The organism is Nonomuraea sp. NPDC049152, assembly GCF_040648355.1.
Lineage (GTDB): Bacteria > Actinomycetota > Actinomycetes > Streptosporangiales > Streptosporangiaceae > Nonomuraea.
The window spans coordinates 430,662-446,703 of record NZ_JBEZDO010000001.1 but is presented as its reverse complement, the minus strand read 5'-3'; the positions used below and the strand labels follow the sequence as shown (position 1 = coordinate 446,703).

Sequence of the window (16,042 nt, the reverse complement as noted above, 5' to 3'; positions counted from 1 at the left end):
ACGTCTCTCAACTTATGAGACCGAACCCGCGTACGGCTCTGGCGTAGTGCCTGCTCAGTTCGGTGTCGATGACCGCCGACTCGGGCCCGCCGAGCAGGCGCGAGCCCGGCGCGGAGGTGAGCACGCCGTCGTCGGCCAATCTGGACCTCGTCAGCGCCGCCTGCCTGATCTCCTCCACGCTCTCCCCTCGCAGCACCGCCGCCTGCATCGGCGCGAGATAACTGCGGCCGGCGACCAGCTCGTCCAGTTCGGCCACGTCGTCCTCGGTCACCGCCCGCAGCGTGAGCGCCCGTCGCCTGGCCGCCGCCCGCGGGTCACCCGAAGGGGTCAGCCGCCTCAGCACGTGCTCCAGCACCAGCACAGGCCAGCCGAAGACCCTGCCGACGATCCGGCCGAGCAGGCCCGCCGCGTTGTAGGAGCTGTTCGGACTCCACGCGCCGAGTGACATCGCCATCGTGAGGTCGGCCTCCCTGCGAGCGGTCAACGGCTCGGCGCCGAGCAGCGTGTGACGCCACTCGCCGAGCGTCGACAGCGCCCCCTCGACGATCAGCCCGTCGAGGGTCTCCTCGCTCGCGTAGGCGCCCGCCAGCAGCGTCACCCGCTGCCTCGGCGACAGCGTCAGCCACAGCGGCAGGCCCACGACCAGGGCGGGGGTCCTGCGCACGCCGACCCGAACATAGGCGGCGGCCGTGGCCAGATCCATCACGGCCACGTGGACGGGCCTGGCCACGCCCATCTCGTCGGCCACGCGCGCGGCCATTCCGTACAACTCGGGGGCGGCGGCCCTGTCGACGACCTCGGCGTCGGCGGGCAGGCGGCCCAGCCGCGGGCGCAGCAGGACCCCGATCGCCACCAGCAGGCCGCCGAGCATCCAGGACAGGAACAGGGCCGAGCCGTTGACGACGACGGTCACTCCGAGCACGAAGAAACCGAGGGTCAGCGCGTGGACAGCGAGGGAAAGGACAAGAGCGGCGCTCCTTCGCATGCCGCCGATCCTAGAGGCGGCTCATCCCGATTTCACCGCAGTTTCGCCACCGCTTGGAGAAGATCCTCCTCGTGCATGTCCCGGGGCTCGGCCTCCAGCGCCTCGGCCAGGCGCTTCTCCGCGTACGGCATGACCTCGTCGACCACGATGCGCCGCCCCGACTCCTGCGACAGCGAGGTGACCCCCGCGTCGGTGATGCCGCACGGCACGATCCTGTTGAACCAGCTCGGATCGTTGGCGCAGTTGAGCGCGAAGCCGTGCATCGTGACGCCGCCGACGATCCTGATGCCGACCGCGCCCAGGGCGCGTTCGGGGCCGCCCTCGTCGCGCACCCAGACGCCGCTGCGTCCCTCGACCCTGTGCACGCTCACGCCGAAGTCGGCGCAGATCTGGATCATCGCCTCTTCGAGCGCGTGGACGTAGGCGCCGACGTCTCCCACCCGCATGATCGGGTAGCCGACGAGCTGACCAGGCCCGTGCCAGGTGATGCGGCCGCCTCTGTCGACGTCGACGACGGGGGTGCCGTCGGCGGGCCGCTCGTGCGCGGCCGTGCGCCTGCCCGCGGTGTAGACCGGCGCGTGCTCCAGCAGCAGCGCGGTGTCCCCGAGCGATCCTGCGACCCTGCCGGCGTGGACCCGTCTCTGGAGTGCCCAGGCCTGCTCGTAGGGCACGTCCACACCAAGACGGACAATCGTCAGCTTCGCCACAGATAAAGGTTACTCACAAGAAACGGCCACGGGACCGCAATGACCTCCCCCGGCCACCTCGGCCGCATCATCGCGGGCCCGTGAGGGGGACTCCCGCCGTCCGCGGGTCACGCGGTGAGCAGCCTCGGCTCGATCCTGAACTCCTTCACCCCGCCCGCGCCGTCGTGCTCCACCCGGTAGGCGTAGCCCGCGGGGTCGACGGTGACCGCCTGGATGAACTCGGTGCCGACGTAGTGCAGGCCGACACCCTCGTCGGCGGCGTAGCCGTCGGGCAGCTCGCCCGCGGCCACCGAGTCGTGCAGCAGCTGCCTGCGCTGCGGGTCGGAGTTGTAGTGGACGCCGCAGGAGTAGGGCAGCAGCGCCAGGCCGTCGGCCCACACCCGCAACTGGGGGCCGAAGGAGTCGGTGTTGCCGCCGACGTGCCAGCACAGCGCGCCCGCGCTCTGCCCCGCCAGCACCACACCGGACCGCCACGCCTCCTCGAAGGCCTCGTCAAGGCCGTGCAGGCGCCACAACGCGGCCAAGTTGGCCACGCTGCCACCGCTGACGTAGATCATGTCCTGGTCGAGCATCCACGCCTTCGGGTCCTCGACGTTGGGCATCGGGAACACCGTCAGGTGGCTCACCTCGACATCCCACCCGGCGAAGGCGCCGTACATCTTCAGCAGCCAGTCGGCGTCGTCACCTGTCGCGGTGGCGAGCAGGCCGAGCTTGGGCCTGTCCTGTCCTGTGAGATCGAGCGCGTAGCGCAACAGCGGGCTGGCCTGCAGGAAGCCGTAGCGCTCTGTCGCCTTGAAGGATCCGCCGCCGATGGCGAGGATATGGGACTGCCCTGACCTGGTCATTGTGCTACCCCCCACGGTGAGTCGGACGAATGGCTCACTAGAGTACGGCTGCCAGCGCCTCGTCGAGGGTCGGATGCAGGAACCTGAAACCGCTGTCAAGCAGTTTCGACGGCACGGCACGCTGTCCGATCAGCAACCCTTCGTCCGCGAGCCCGCCGAGCCCCGCCCGTAGCGCGAACCCCGGAACGGCGATCGGCATCGTCGGTTTCTTCATCGCCCTGCCCAGCGCCGTGGTGAACTCCTTGTTGGTGACGGGCTCGGGCGCGGCCACGTTCACCGGCCCCTCGATGCCGCGATTTCTCAGGATATGGAGGACTGCGCGGATCCAGTCGTCGAGCGAGATCCACGCCCACCACTGCCTGCCCGAGCCCAGCGGCGCGCCGAGCCCCATCCTGAAGACCGGCAGCAGCTGTTTGAGCGCCCCGCCTCGCGCAGACAGCGTGATCGCGGTCCTGAGCTGGGCGGTCCTGATGCCCGCCTGCTCGGCCTTTCTGGCCTCGGCCTCCCAGCGCTCGCACAGCTCCGCCAGGAAGCCCTCGCCGCGCGGCCCGCTCTCGTCGGTCACCCGATCGCCCGTGTCGCCGTAGAAGCCCGCTCCCGAGGCGGACAGCAGCAGCTGTGGCGGCCTGTTCAGCCCCTTCAGCGCCGTGACCAGCGTCCTGGTGCCGGACATCCTGCTGTCGACGATCTCCCGCCGGTAGGCGTCGCTCCATCGATGCTCGCCGAGCCCCGCGCCCGCCAGGTGCACCACGGCCTCGGCGCCCTCCAGCACGGCCTGGTCGACGAGGCCCTTGTCGGGCTGCCAGAGCGACTCGTCGCCGCTCGTGGGCGGGCGCCGTACCAGCCGGACGACCTGCTCGCCCTCCTCGGTGAGCGCGCCGACCAGCGCCTGGCCGAGCAGGCCCGACGCACCCGTCACGATGATCGCCATCCTCCCACCCTACGCGGAAGGCCGCCGTGAGCCTCGAACGCGGGCGGGCGCCCGCGGAGAAGTCTCCGCGGGCGCCCGCACGACGAGCCAGAGCAGCCGGGACTAGGCCAGGCCCAGCTGCGCCTCGAAGCGGCCCTCCTCGAGACGACGCTTGATCGTCGTGAGGAAGCGAGCCGCGTCGGCACCGTCGACCAGACGGTGGTCGTAGGTCAGCGCGAGGTACACCATCGACCTGACCGCTATGACCTCGCCCTCCGGCGTGTCGAGCACGACGGGACGCTTGACGACCGCGCCGGTGCCGAGCATGCCGACCTGCGGCTGGTTCAGGATCGGCGTGTCGAACAGCGCGCCGCGGCTGCCGGTGTTGGTCAGCGTGAACGTGCCGCCGGTGAGCTCGTCAGGAGTCACCTTGTTGTCACGGGTGCGCTCGGCCACGTCGGTGATCTTCCTGGCCAGACCGGCCAGGTTGAGGTCACCGGCGCTCTTGACGACCGCCGCGAGCAGGCCACGCTCGGTGTCGACCGCGACGCCGAGGTTCTCGACGTCGAAGTAGGTCACCTCGTTGGTCTCGTTGTTGATCGTGGCGTTGAGCTTCGGGTGCTGCTTGAGCGCCTCGACCGCGGCCATCGCGAAGAACGGCGTGAAGGTCAGCTTGACGCCCTCGCGGCGGAAGAAGTCGTCCTTGGCCTTCGCGCGCAGCTTGGCGATCTTGGTGACGTCGACCTCGACGACCGAGGTGAGCTGGGCCGCGGTCTGCAGCGACTCGACCATGCGCTTGGCGATGGTCTGACGCAGGCGCGACATCTTCTCGGTACGGCCGCGCAGCGTGGTGTCGACCTGGACCGCCTCGGGCGCGGCGGTCACCGGAGCGGCCTGGGCCGCGGCGGCCGGAGCCGCGGCGGGCGCGGCCTGGGCGGGCGCGGGGGCCTGGGCGGCGGGAGCGGGGGCGGCCTGGTCGCGCTGCGTCTTGGCCGCCTCGAGCACGTCCTGCTTGCGGATGCGGCCACCGACGCCGGTGCCGGTCAGCGAGTCGAGGTCGACCCCGTGCTCGTTGGCGAGCTTGCGCACCAGCGGCGTGACGTAGGGGCTCTCACCCGAGGACGGCAGCGGGCTCGGCGCGGCGGCGGGCGCCGTCGCGATCGGCGAAGGCGCGGGAGCCTGGGCCTGCGCGGGAGCCGGCGCCTGAGCGGGAGCCTGTGCCGGCGCTGGTGCGGCGGCGGGAGCAGGGGCGGGCGCGGCGGCGGGCGCGGGCTGCGGGATCGAGGAAACAGGGGCGGGCTCGGGCTCGGGCTCCGGCTCGGGCTCAGGAGCGGCCGCGGCCTCAGGAGCGGGAGCGGCGGCGCCGGCCGTGCCGTTCTCGTCAATGATCGCAAGCTCGGCGCCGACCTCGACGGTCTCGTCCTCGGCGACGACAATCTTGGTCAGAACACCCGCCGAAGGCGACGGGATCTCGGTGTCGACCTTGTCGGTCGACACTTCGAGGAGCGGCTCGTCGGCCTCGACGCGCTCGCCCTCCTTCTTCAGCCAACGGGTTACCGTGCCCTCGGTCACGCTCTCGCCGAGCTGGGGCATCTGTACGGAGACCGGCATGGGTATGTCTTCCTCGAGTTCTTAGTTGTGGACGTGCAGGGGCTTGCCGGCCAGCGCCAGCATGGCCTCGCCCAAGGCTTCGGACTGGGTCGGGTGAGCGTGGATCAGCTGGGCGACCTCCGTGGGGAGCGCCTCCCAGTTGTAGATCAGCTGGCCCTCGGTGACGAGCTCGCCGATGCGGCGGCCGACCATGTGGACGCCCACGACGGGGCCGTCCTTCTCGGCCAGCACCTTGACGGCGCCCGAAGTGCCGAGAATCTGGCTCTTGGGGTTGCCGGCCAGGTCGTAGACCTGTTCGACGATCTCGATGCCCCGCTCGGCCGCCTGCTTGGAGGTGATGCCCACCGAGGCGACCTCGGGGTCGGAGTAGGTGATGCGCGGCACGCCGTCGTAGTCGATCGGCGGCGGGTTGAGGCCCGCGATGTGCTCGGCCACCATGATGCCCTCGGCGAAGCCGGCGTGGGCCAGCTGCAGGGTGGGGATCAGGTCGCCGATCGCGTAGACGCCCGGCACGCTGGTCCGGCAGTGCTCGTCGACGACCACGGTGCCGCGCTCGATCGCGACGCCCTGCTCCTCGAAGCCCATGCCATCGCTGACCGCGCCGCGGCCCACGGCCACCAGCAGCAGCTCCGCGTCGATGGTCTTGCCGTTGGCCAGCGTGACGACCACGCCGGTGTCGGTGGTCTTGACGCTGTCGAAGAAGACACCCAGCTCGTACTTGATGCCCCTGCGGCGGAAGGCGCGCTCCAGCAGCTTGGAGCTCGACTCCTCCTCGAGGGGAAGCAGGTGGGGCAGGGCCTCGACGATGGTGACCTCGGCGCCGAAGGAACGGTAGACGCTGGCCAGCTCCACGCCGATGACGCCGCCGCCGAGCACGATGACCGAGGAGGGCACGCGATCCATCCTCAGCGTGTGCTCGCTGGTGATGACCCGCTCGCCGTCGATCTCCAGGCCGGGCAGCGACTTCGGCGCGCTGCCCGTGGCCAGGACGAGATTGGCGCCCTCGTAGACCTCCGCGCCGACCTGGACGCGGTTGGGGCCGACGAGCCTGCCCTCACCCTCGACGACCGTGACGCCCGCTGACTTGAGCAGGCCCTGCACGCCCTTCCACGCCCGAGTGACGATCTTGTCCTTGAAGGCGTGGACGCCGGGCACGTCGATGCCGTCGAAACGTGCCTTGACGCCGAAGGCCTCGCTCTCGCGGGTCTCGTCGGCGATCTCGGCCGAGTGCAGCAGGGCCTTGGTGGGAATGCAGCCGCGGTGCAGGCAGGTGCCGCCGATCTTGTCCTTCTCGATCAGCGCGACCGTCTTGCCCAGCTCTGCCGCGCGCAGTGCGCAGGCGTAGCCGCCGCTACCGCCACCTAGGACGACGATGTCGTAGGCCACAGGAAAGCTCCTTGTCGGATGGTGATGCCGTCATCTTTTCACTTGTTAAGGGCCGTTGCGGCCCTCTCGGCCAGTCCGATGAGGGTGCGGGTGATGGCGCCCGTACCGCCCTTCGGCGTGTAGCCGTGCGGCTCGCCCTTGTTGAAGGCGGGCCCCGCCATGTCGATGTGCGCCCAGCGCCTGCCCTCCGGCACGAACTCCTTCAGGAAGATGCCCGCAGCCAGCATGCTGCCCCAGCGCTCGGGCTGGAGATTGGCGATGTCGGCGATCGGCGAGTCGAGGCCCTTGCGGAGCTCCTCGGGCAGTGGCATGCCCCACGCGCCCTCGCCCGCCTCGTCGGCGATGGAGACGACCAGTTCGCGGATGGCGTCGTCGTTGGACATGACGCCCGCCGTACGCCAGCCGAGCGCGACGATCTGCGCGCCGGTCAGGGTGGCGACGTCGACGATCAGGTCGGGGTCGTCCTCGGCGGCGCGGGCGATGCCGTCCATGAGCACCAGACGGCCTTCGGCGTCGGTGTCGAGCACCTCGACCGTCTTGCCGCTGTAGCTGGTCAGCACATCGGACGGGCGGGTGGCCGTGCCGCTGGGCAGGTTCTCGGCCAGGCAGAGGTAGCCGACGGCGTTCACCTTGAGGCCGAGGCGGGCGATGCCGACGAGGGCGCCGAACACCGCGCCCGCGCCGCCCATGTCGGACTTCATCCAGTCCATGGCGGCCGACGGCTTGAGCGACAGGCCGCCGGAGTCGAAGGTGATGCCCTTGCCGACGTAGGCCAGCGTCTGGCTCGCCTCTGGGTGGGAGTAGGACAGGCGGACCAGGCGCGGCGGGTTGGCCGAGCCCTGGCCGACGCCGATGATGCCGCCGTAGCCGCCCTCCTTGAGCTGCTTCTCGTCGAGCACCTCGACGGTCAGGCCCGCCTTGGCGCCCTCGCGCTCGGCGATCTCGGCGAACTTCGCAGGCCACAGGTCCATCGGCGGGGTGTTGACCAGGTCGCGCACCAGCGCGACCGAGTCGGCCACGATCGCGACGCGCTCGGCCGAGCCCTCGGCGGCGGTCAGCACGACCAGCTCGCCGACGGGGGGCTTCTGCTCGCCGTCGGTGCGGTACCTGGCGAAGCTGTAGGCGCCCAGCAGGCCGCCCAGCGCGATCGCCTCGGCCTCGTCGGCGGAGGCGGCGGGCAGCGTGAGCGCGGCGCGTGCCGTACCGGCGAGAGAGCGGACAGCGGCGCCCGCGGCGCGGCGCAGGCCCTCGGAGTCGGCGGACTCACCGAGGCCGACGGCCACCAGCAGCGGCGCGGTGATGGCGCCGAACGTCGGGATCTTGGCCACCTCACCCGGCTTTCCCGTGAAACCGACGGCGTTCAGCGAGGGGGCCAGCTTGCCGTCGAAGGCGGCGTCGAGGCCCTTCGCCGTGGGGCGCGGGCCCTCGGAACCTGACAGGAAACCGACGACCAGCGCGTCGGTTTCGAACGAGACGGGATCTGCTGAGTTCAGCCGCACAGTGGTCACGTAAACCGATGCTATCCACGGTTGGCGGCTTATTCATAAACAGGGGTTCATCCTACCAATACGGTGTCGGAAAATGATGCTAGTGTCGATAGCACCATGTTGCTCACGCTCGATCTCAACGATCCCCGGCCCCTGCACGAGCAGGTGGCGGGGGCGATCAGACGCGCCATAGGCGAGGGCTCCTACCAGGCGGGCGATCGCCTTCCACCGGCCAAGGACCTCGCCGAGGCGCTCGGCATCAACGCAAACACCGTGTTGCGCGCCCTGCGCGACCTCCGCGACGAGGGCCTCCTCGAGTTCAGGAGAGGCAGGGGGGTGAGCGTGGCCGGCGTCCCGACCGGCCGGGCGCTCATCGTCCAGCGGGCGCGCGACCTGCTCGAGGAGGCGAAGAGGTACGGCTACAGCCGCGACGACCTCGTCAACGTACTGAAGGAGCTGCCATGACCAGCAGGAACCGCGCGCTGCTCGCCGCCGGGACATGGGGACTGACCGTCGCCGCCGTCCTCGTGGCGATCCCCTTCCTCCTGCGCGACAGACTGCCCGACCCGCTCGCCACCCACTGGAGTGGCACCACCCCCGACGGCAGCATGTCCTTCACCCAGAACCTGCTGTTCAGCCTCGCGATGGAGGTCATGACCCTGGCGGTCGTGGTGGGCATCGCACTCCACGGCAAGGCCTTCGAGCTGCGGCTGAGCCGCGCCTACTGGTGGGGCGCCCTGTTCGGCGGGGGCGTCTTCGTCGTCGGCATGGAGCTGTCGATCGTCTCCGCCAACCTCGACGTCCCGGTCTGGACCCAGGCCAGGACCGTCGGATGGGACGTCGCGGTCGTCCTGGCCGCGACCGCCGCGGCCGGCGTCATCGCGGGCCTCCTCCTCAGAGGTGCGCCCGACCAGGCCACCCCCGAGGGCGAGGCGCCGCCGAGACTGCGGCTGCGTCCTGGCCAGCGCTCGGTGTGGGTCGGCCGCGTCTCCAACGCGGGGCTGATCGCGGTCACCATGGGCGCGGCGCTGCTGACGGCGGTCTTCGGCGTTCTCACGCTCATGGGGCTGATGCCCGGCGCGGGCGGGCCGCTGTTCGGCGTGGCCGCCCTCGTGCTCGCCTGCGGCCTGCTGACCTCCACCGTCACCGTGCGCATCACCGAGGACGGCGTGGCCATCGGCTTCGGGCCCCTCGGCTGGCCGGTGCGCAGGATCAGGCTGTCGAAGATCGAGCGTGCCTGGTCGGAGCAGCGCTTTCCGAACCAGGTCGGCGGCTGGGGCATCCGCGGCCTCCCCGGAGCCGCGGCGATCATGCTGCGCGGTGGCGACTGCCTGGTCCTGCGCTACCGCTCCGGCGGCCAGCTCCTCATCAGCATCGACGACGCCGCGCGCGGCGCGGCCCTGCTCAACGCCCTCATCGAGGAAAGGGTCAGCGCATGATCGCGCTCTTCCTCCTCGTCGCCTTCGCCGCGGCGTGGCTCGCCGCGCTTCCCCTGTGGCTCGGTGAAGGGCTGGCCGACCCGCGGTTCGGCCCGCTGATCGCGCTCATGATGTTCACCCCCACCCTCGGCGTGCTCGCCGTATGGCTCGCCAGGCGCACGCCGTTCCGCGCCTGGGCCAGGGAGACGGGCCTCACCTTCGGCGAGCGCCCGCGCCGTACCATCGGGTTGCTGTTCGCCACGTGGGCGGCCGTTCCCCTGGTCGTGTACGGCACGCTCGCCCTGACCTCGGCGCTCGGCCTGGTCTCCCTCGACCTCGGCCGCCTCAGCATCCTCGCCTCGGTGCTCGGGGCCTCGGCCGACCCGCACACCGCCCTGGTCGTCCAGTTGCTCGTCTCGACCCTGCTGCTGCCGATACTCAACATCATCCCGATGTTGGGGGAGGAGTGGGGCTGGCGCGGCTGGCTGCTGCCCCGGCTGGTCGAATCGCGCGGAGTCCTCGGCGGGCTGGTGCTCTCCGGGGTGATCTGGGGGCTCTGGCACGCCCCCGCGACCGCCCTCGGCTACAACTACCCGGCCGTCGGCCCGTGGGCCGCCCTGCTCTTCGTGGGGTTCTGCGTGCTGGTCGGGATGCTGTTCGGCTGGCTGCGCCTGCGCACCGGCAGCGTGTGGCCCGCCGTGATCGGCCACGCGGCGCTCAACCCTGCCGCCTCGCTGGCCCTGCTGATGGGCGACGCGGCCGACCCGCCGAACACCGTCTTCGCGGGCATCACGGGTCTCGTCGGGTGGGCGGTGCTGGCCGTCATCGCGGCCGTCGTGTTCAAGCTGTCGCCCGTTCGGCAGGCGCAGCCGGTCAGCCCGACACCGGTCAGCTGACCACCGCGCACACGACGAGCACGGCGGTGGCCGCGGTCTCGACGAGCGCGCCCAGCACGTCGCCCGTGACACCGCCGAGCCTTCGCACGGCGTGCGCGAGCAGCCCCATCGCCGCCCCCAGCCCGGCGAGCACGGCCAGCGGGAGGACGAACCCTCCCGCGGGCCCGGCCACTCCCTGACCCACTCCCGCTCCCACGAGCACGGCCGCGACCAGCACGACCAGGGTGGCGACGAGCGCCGTGCCCCGCCGTACGGTGCCCGCCACCATGTCGCCGAGCCCGCCGGGCCGCGCGGACCGCACTCCCCGGGTGCAGGCCCAGGTCAGGGCCAGCCGCCCGGTCACGCAGGCCGCGACCAGCGCGACGGGGCCCGCCTCGGCCAGCGCCGCGCACTGCACGATCAGTGTGAGGACCAGCGTGACAACCCCGAACGGCCCAATATCCGACTTTTTCATCACATCAAGGGCTTGAGTGGCGGGCCTGCCGCTCCCCAGCCCGTCCGCCAGGTCCGCGAGCCCGTCCAGGTGCAGGCCCCTGGTCAGCAACGCGAGCAGGCCCAGCGCCAGCGCCGCCCCGAGCAGCTCCGAACCCGGCAGCGCCAGCGGCAGGCAGCTCACGGCGCCGAGCGCCAGCCCGACCAGCGGCGCGAGGACCATCGCCTGCCCCGCCACCTCGCGGTCGACCCGATCGACCCTGACGGGGAAGACGCTCAACGTCCCCACCGCGAACCGCGCCCCGTCCGCCCACCCGGTCATGACGGCCGATCCTACGTTCACCCACCCACCCACCCTCCCTCCCTCCCTCCCTCCCGCCCCGGCTCCGGCCGCGGTCGGCGGTCGGGCAGGATGGCGATGCGAGCGCACCCCCGAGGCGGACCCGCGGAACGGTCACGGCAGGGCGGTCGTTAGGGTGTCCGGATGCACGCCGTGGAACTCGAAGGTGTCAGCGTCAGAGTGGTCGGCAAGACGCTGCTGGCCGGGATCGACTGGCAGGTCGCCTACGGCCAGCACTGGGTGATCCTCGGGCCCAACGGCGCGGGGAAGACGACCTTGCTGTCGCTGGCCGCCGCCGTACGGCATCCCAGCGAGGGCGCCGTCACCATCCTCGGCCGCCGGATGGGCAGGGTGGATCTCCGCGAGCTGCGCAGGGACATCGGCCTGGTCGCGGCGAGCCAGCGCCTGGTGGACGAGGCGCTGCTGGAGGAGGAGGCCGCGACCGCGCACACCGTGGTCCTCACCGGGCACACGGGCACGAGCGCGCCGCTCTGGGACAGGTACGGCCAGGCCGAACACGACAGGGCCCACGCGCTGCTGGCCGAGATGGGCTGCAAGGACCTGGCGGACCGGCTGTTCGTGGTGTGCTCGCAGGGGGAGCGGGCCAGGATCAGGGTGGCGAGGGCGCTCATGGCCGACCCGGCGATCCTGCTGCTGGACGAGCCGTTCGCAGGACTGGACTTCCCCGCCCGCGAGGACCTCATCACCGCGATCGAGGACCTGGCCGGACGCGACGGGCTGACGACGGTGACCGTCACGCACCACCTGGAGGAGGTGCCCGCCACGACCACGCACGCGCTGCTCATGCGCGACACCCGCATCCTGGCGGCGGGCCCGGTGGAGGACACGCTGACCGAGGCGGCGCTGTCGGAGTGCTTCGGCCGCGAGCTCCGCGTGGACCGGCTGGACGGCCGCTGGTCGGCCCGCGCCGCCCGCAACCCCCGCCCCTGACACCCGGGCCCCGTCCGCCCCGCGTGCGTCCGGAGGGGTCGGCTGACGAGCCGGACCCCACCGAGAGGCGTTCACTCAGACGAGGGGGAGCAGGCGTCCGGCCACCACGAGCGTGACGTCCTCCGACTCGGCCGCCAACCGCTGGTTCAGGCGGCCGAGAGCGTCGCGGAAGGCACGCCCGCTCGAGGTGGAAGGGACGACGCCGAGCCCCACCTCGTCCGAGACCGCGACGATCCGCTGCCCGGTCGAGCGCCAGGCCTCGACGAGCTCGTCGCAGCGCCGTACGACCTCCTCACGCCGCGAAGGCTCCTCCCACGCGCCCGCCTCGTCGAACATCGCCGCCAGCCACGTCCCGAGCCCGTCGACCAGCAGCGGTGTCGTGGCCCGCGCGATCGTTTCGGCCAGCTTGGTGGTCTCCTCGCTCGCCCAGTGGGCCGGACGCCTGGCGCGGTGGGCGGCCACCCGCGCGGCCCACTCGGGGTCGCCGTGGCCCGAGGGTCCCGTGGCGAGATAGGTGACGTGGGGCTCGGCCGCCAGCCGCAGCTCGGCCTCGTCGGACTTGCCCGAGCGCGAGCCGCCCAGCAGCAGCGTCCGTCGTGGCGCGGCCGGGGCGGGCAGGGGAGCGTGCGCGGTGTCCACGACGGTCCCGTCCGGTACGGCATGCGCCCCCCACAGCGCGAGCCGTCTGGCCAGCTCGGACTCCGACCTGACGCGATGGTCGAGGCCGACGGCGATGACGTGGGTCCTGGCGGTGACGAGCCCGCGCCTTCGCAGGTCGCCGAGGACGGAAGGATCGCCGAGCAGATCCACCAGCACGAGATCGCACGCAGGAGGAGCCGCGGCGGGAGGAGGGAACTCCGGGGGGACGGGGGAGGGGGTGCGGGACAGGTCGAGGAGTGTGGAGCCGTCAGGGGCGACGAGGAGAGCTCCCTCGACCTGGTAGCCGGGAGGGACCGCGCGGTCCCCCAGCGTCAGCACGCCGTCGATCTCCACGCGCAGAGGCGTCCAGCGGCCCTGCGGCAGTCCCGCGCACGAGACGCACGAACACCCGGGCGAGGGCCAGCCGTCGCGCCCCGCCGTACCGATGAACCTGACAAGCACGCCTCACAGCGTGACACGCCCGCGGGACCGGCGCGCCACCAGCACCCCGCCGCCCACGAGCGCGACCGCGGCCACGCCGCCCGCGATCCACAGCACCGGCGGCCCTCCGTCCTCCGGAGAGGCGGGGGCGGGAGCGGCGCCGCCCTTCGCCCGGGCGGGGTAGTCGTTGACCGCGAGGACCGTTCCAGAGGACTGCGCACGCACCCTGGCGGCCAGGGCGAGCGCCTGCGTCCCCGTGGACCCCTCGGCCCCGGTCACGCACGTGGTGAGGAGGGCGGGCGGCCGCTCGCCTGGGTAGGCGTCGGTGTCGGGATCGCCGAAGTCGACCACGAGGGCCACACGCTGGTGACCGGAAGCGGCGGGCTCCTTGCCGCAGACCTGGTCGAACGCGGGAATCTCGCCGCTGGGAGACTCGGCGGCCGAGCCGTCGGGAGCGGCGGCGAAGCGCCAGCCGATCACCGAGCCGTCGCGCACCGTGGCGTTCGCCTCACCGGACAGCCACGCGGTGCCGTCGCTGTGCCAGTAGCTCCACAGGCGGGGGGCGTCCGGGTCGGGCGCGCCGGGGGCGGGATCGGCGAGGGCGGGAGTGGAAAGGAACAGGGCCGCCGCGCAGGCGAGCCCGAATGCGCGCAGCATCGATCAACCTCCATGCTCCAGGGGTATGGTGCGGGTGCCGATATGAGCTCGGGCGATCCCGCGGAAAAGGAGCGTATGGCATGACATGGCGCTGGCGTTATGAAAACGCAAATGGTGGTGAAGTGACCGACCGCCCCTTGCCGCGTGAGGTTTTCCCCAGTCAGGCCGACGCCGAGTCGTGGCTCGGCGAGAACTATCGTGACCTGCTGGAATCGGGGGTCGAGCAAGTGGCTTTGCTCGACGAGGACCGGGTTGAATATACGGGTTTGGCGTTGCGAACGGAGTGAATGAAAAAACCCCTTGGGAGCCAAGGGGTTTTTCGTTTGATGCGTAACCGCTATGGCCGGGTGGCCGGCGAGACCGTCTTGGCAGGGTCGCGCTCGATGATCGGGCCGAGCACGTCGTCGATCTTCTTGAGCACCTCGGCGTCGAGCTTGACGCCCGCGGCCTTGACGTTGTCGCGCACCTGCTCGGGCCTGGAGGCTCCGACGATGGCGCTGGCGACGTTGGGGTTCTGCAGCACCCACGCGATCGAGAGCTGGGCCATGGACAGGCCGAGGTCGTCGGCGATCGGCTGGAGGTCCTGGACGCGGGTCAGCACGTCGTCGTTCATGAACCTGTCGATCATCTTGGCGCCGGTCTCGTCGGTGGCGCGCGAGCCCGCGGGAGCGGCCTGGCCCGGCAGGTACTTGCCGGTCAGCACGCCCTGGGCGATGGGCGACCAGACGATCTGGCTGACGCCCTCCTTCTCGCTCAGGGGCACGATCTCCGACTCGATGACGCGCCACAGGGCGTTGTACTGCGGCTGGTTCGACACGATCCGGTCGAAGCCCATCTCGTCGGCGATCTTCAGCGCCTGGGCGATCTGGTCGGCGTTCCACTCGCTGACGCCGACGTAGAGGACCTTGCCCTGCCGTACGAGATCGTCGAAGGTCTTGAGGGTCTCCTCGAGCGGCGTCGCGTAGTCGAAGCGATGGGCCTGGTAGAGGTCGACGTAGTCGGTCTGCAGGCGGCGCAGCGAGCCGTGGATCGACTCGGTGATGTGCTTGCGCGACAGGCCGCGGTCGTTGGGGCCGGGGCCCGTGGGCCAGTAGACCTTGGTGAAGATCTCCAGCGACTCCCGCCTGACGCCCTTCAGCGCCCTGCCGAGCACCTCCTCGGCCCGCGTGCCCGCGTAGACGTCCGCGGTGTCGAAGGTGGTGATGCCCTCGTCGAGGGCGGCCTTCACGCAGGCGTTGGCGGCCTCCTCCTCGACCTGGGAGCCGTGGGTGATCCAGTTGCCGTAGCTGATCTCGCTGACCAGGAGACCGCTGCGGCCGAGGTGACGAAATTCCATGCACACGACTGTATCGGTTCGGGATAGTGTGCCCGGCGTGGTGAAGCTTGTACGGCACGCGCTGACCGCCGCGATCCTGACGGCCATCGTGGTAAGGCTACGCCGCCGCGCCCGCACACCATCGGCCCAGGACACCGCGGGAGAGGAAGACTCCGAGCGGACCGGAGACGCCGAAGGGGCGGGGAAGTCCCTGCGCCGGTGGATGGTCGCGGGCGTGGCGATTGCGGTGCTGGCGGGCGGCTCTCTGGTGCTCGACCGGTGGGCCTTCGACAAGGGCCCGCAGTGGGAGGGGCCACCGACCTACGTCGTGGAGGCGGAGAGCCTCCAGGCCGAGGAGTTGTTCCGGGCCCTGCGGCGAGATGGCGAACCGGGGGACGAGCCGTCGTCCGAGACACCGGATGATCCTGCGTGCCGCCCCGCCCGGCGCGCGCCGGCCGTACGGCCGATCGATCCGAGGGTGAAGCGGGCGGTGGACCGGCAGTGGCGGCGCATCGAACGCTGGCTCAGCGTCAACGCCCCGACGTCCCACCGCGAGCTCGGCAGTCCAGGACGAGCGGGAACGATCGCGGTGGCCGAGTCGCAGATGGGCCTGCGCTTTCCCGATGACCTGCGCGCCTCTCTCCTGCGGCACAACGGCGGCTTCCCGCTGCCCGGACACGAGACGGAGGACATCCGTGGCATCAGGGACACCTGGCGCTACCTGTGCGAGGGGGACGACTTCGACGCCGCCGCCGGCCCGCGAGTCGAGGCATGGGACGGCAGGATGATCCCCCTGGGGCCCGACGGCTCCGGCGGCTACCTGGTGCTCGACTCCGTCAAGGGGGATCTCGGCACGACGGTCGAGGCCTCGCCGATGCACTTCACCGGCGAGCCGTGGGCGCGCTCCTTCCACGCCCTGCTCAGAGCGATCGCCGACGCGCTGGAGTCCGGTGAGCCCGTCGACGGCGAGCGGCCGGCCGTGATCTCCGGCGAACTGGTCTGGGAGTACGTCGGGTAGGGTG

At 71.4% G+C, this 16,042-nt stretch carries 17 protein-coding genes; 6 read left to right on the top strand and 11 right to left on the bottom strand.

The window, feature by feature from the left end; genetic code table 11:
- Window positions 1-7: 7 nt before the first annotated feature.
- The 7 genes from AB0B45_RS02140 to AB0B45_RS02110 all read right to left on the bottom strand — a co-directional run bounded on the left by AB0B45_RS02140 (window position 8) and on the right by AB0B45_RS02110 (window position 7,952).
- Window positions 8-985, bottom strand: coding sequence for a M48 family metallopeptidase (locus tag AB0B45_RS02140; protein ID WP_358123908.1), 978 nt, complete (start codon window positions 983-985; stop codon window positions 8-10).
- Between the two features lie 32 nt (window positions 986-1,017).
- On the bottom strand, window positions 1,018-1,692 hold the full coding sequence (gene lipB, locus AB0B45_RS02135; RefSeq protein ID WP_358123906.1) for a lipoyl(octanoyl) transferase LipB: 675 nt from the start codon (window positions 1,690-1,692) through the stop codon (window positions 1,018-1,020).
- Window positions 1,693-1,799: 107 nt separating this feature from the next.
- Window positions 1,800-2,537, bottom strand: a complete 738-nt coding sequence (locus AB0B45_RS02130) for a peptidase E (RefSeq protein WP_358123904.1) — start codon at window positions 2,535-2,537, stop codon at window positions 1,800-1,802.
- A 37-nt stretch (window positions 2,538-2,574) separates the two neighbouring features.
- Entirely contained in the window at window positions 2,575-3,468 is an 894-nt protein-coding gene (locus tag AB0B45_RS02125) for a TIGR01777 family oxidoreductase (protein ID WP_358123902.1), read from the bottom strand.
- 102 nt (window positions 3,469-3,570) lie between these two features.
- Window positions 3,571-5,058: a 2-oxoglutarate dehydrogenase, E2 component, dihydrolipoamide succinyltransferase gene (gene sucB, locus AB0B45_RS02120; protein ID WP_358123900.1), complete on the bottom strand. Its 1,488-nt coding sequence runs from the start codon at window positions 5,056-5,058 to the stop codon at window positions 3,571-3,573.
- A 21-nt stretch (window positions 5,059-5,079) separates the two neighbouring features.
- On the bottom strand, window positions 5,080-6,444 hold the full coding sequence (gene lpdA / locus AB0B45_RS02115; RefSeq protein ID WP_358123898.1) for a dihydrolipoyl dehydrogenase: 1,365 nt from the start codon (window positions 6,442-6,444) through the stop codon (window positions 5,080-5,082).
- A gap of 38 nt (window positions 6,445-6,482) precedes the next feature.
- Window positions 6,483-7,952, bottom strand: coding sequence for a leucyl aminopeptidase (locus AB0B45_RS02110; RefSeq protein WP_358123896.1), 1,470 nt, complete (start codon window positions 7,950-7,952; stop codon window positions 6,483-6,485).
- Between the two features lie 96 nt (window positions 7,953-8,048).
- Here AB0B45_RS02110 and AB0B45_RS02105 point away from each other — a divergent pair, with 96 nt between their 5' ends.
- Genes AB0B45_RS02105 through AB0B45_RS02095 form a run of 3 tightly spaced genes read left to right on the top strand, consistent with a single transcriptional unit; the run spans window position 8,049 to window position 10,245 of the window.
- The gene (locus tag AB0B45_RS02105) at window positions 8,049-8,396 is read left to right on the top strand and encodes a GntR family transcriptional regulator (RefSeq protein WP_358123894.1); all 348 of its coding nucleotides are present in this window, start codon (window positions 8,049-8,051) and stop codon (window positions 8,394-8,396) included.
- Window positions 8,393-9,370 carry a hypothetical protein gene (locus tag AB0B45_RS02100; protein WP_358123892.1) on the top strand — a complete coding sequence of 326 codons (978 nt, stop codon included), beginning with the start codon at window positions 8,393-8,395 and terminating at the stop codon, window positions 9,368-9,370. The genes AB0B45_RS02105 and AB0B45_RS02100 overlap by 4 nt, the downstream gene beginning before the upstream one ends.
- The gene (locus AB0B45_RS02095; RefSeq protein ID WP_358123890.1) at window positions 9,367-10,245 is read left to right on the top strand and encodes a CPBP family intramembrane glutamic endopeptidase; all 879 of its coding nucleotides are present in this window, start codon (window positions 9,367-9,369) and stop codon (window positions 10,243-10,245) included. The genes AB0B45_RS02100 and AB0B45_RS02095 overlap by 4 nt, the downstream gene beginning before the upstream one ends.
- Here the strand turns inward: AB0B45_RS02095 and AB0B45_RS02090 are convergent.
- Window positions 10,238-10,999, bottom strand: coding sequence for an adenosylcobinamide-GDP ribazoletransferase (locus AB0B45_RS02090; protein WP_358123888.1), 762 nt, complete (start codon window positions 10,997-10,999; stop codon window positions 10,238-10,240). The two genes, AB0B45_RS02095 and AB0B45_RS02090, sit on opposite strands and share 8 nt — an antisense overlap.
- Window positions 11,000-11,161: 162 nt before the next feature.
- Between AB0B45_RS02090 and AB0B45_RS02085 the strand changes: the two genes are divergently transcribed.
- Window positions 11,162-11,968, top strand: a complete 807-nt coding sequence (locus tag AB0B45_RS02085; protein WP_358123886.1) for an ATP-binding cassette domain-containing protein — start codon at window positions 11,162-11,164, stop codon at window positions 11,966-11,968.
- Between the two features lie 75 nt (window positions 11,969-12,043).
- On the opposite strand, the gene AB0B45_RS02080 is transcribed toward AB0B45_RS02085, so the two are convergent.
- Window positions 12,044-13,069 (bottom strand): bifunctional adenosylcobinamide kinase/adenosylcobinamide-phosphate guanylyltransferase, encoded by a 1,026-nt coding sequence (locus AB0B45_RS02080; RefSeq protein ID WP_358123884.1) that lies wholly within the window; start codon window positions 13,067-13,069, stop codon window positions 12,044-12,046.
- A gap of 3 nt (window positions 13,070-13,072) precedes the next feature.
- The gene (locus AB0B45_RS02075; protein WP_358123882.1) at window positions 13,073-13,705 is read right to left on the bottom strand and encodes an SCO2322 family protein; all 633 of its coding nucleotides are present in this window, start codon (window positions 13,703-13,705) and stop codon (window positions 13,073-13,075) included.
- 80 nt (window positions 13,706-13,785) lie between these two features.
- On the opposite strand from AB0B45_RS02075, the gene AB0B45_RS02070 reads away from it, so the two are divergent.
- On the top strand, window positions 13,786-13,992 hold the full coding sequence (locus tag AB0B45_RS02070; RefSeq protein ID WP_358123880.1) for a hypothetical protein: 207 nt from the start codon (window positions 13,786-13,788) through the stop codon (window positions 13,990-13,992).
- A 50-nt stretch (window positions 13,993-14,042) separates the two neighbouring features.
- On the opposite strand, the gene AB0B45_RS02065 is transcribed toward AB0B45_RS02070, so the two are convergent.
- Window positions 14,043-15,041: an aldo/keto reductase family protein gene (locus tag AB0B45_RS02065; protein ID WP_358123878.1), complete on the bottom strand. Its 999-nt coding sequence runs from the start codon at window positions 15,039-15,041 to the stop codon at window positions 14,043-14,045.
- Between the two features lie 37 nt (window positions 15,042-15,078).
- Between AB0B45_RS02065 and AB0B45_RS02060 the strand changes: the two genes are divergently transcribed.
- Complete coding sequence (locus tag AB0B45_RS02060; protein ID WP_358123876.1) at window positions 15,079-16,038, top strand: SMI1/KNR4 family protein; 960 nt, start codon at window positions 15,079-15,081, stop codon at window positions 16,036-16,038.
- Window positions 16,039-16,042 lie beyond the last annotated feature (4 nt).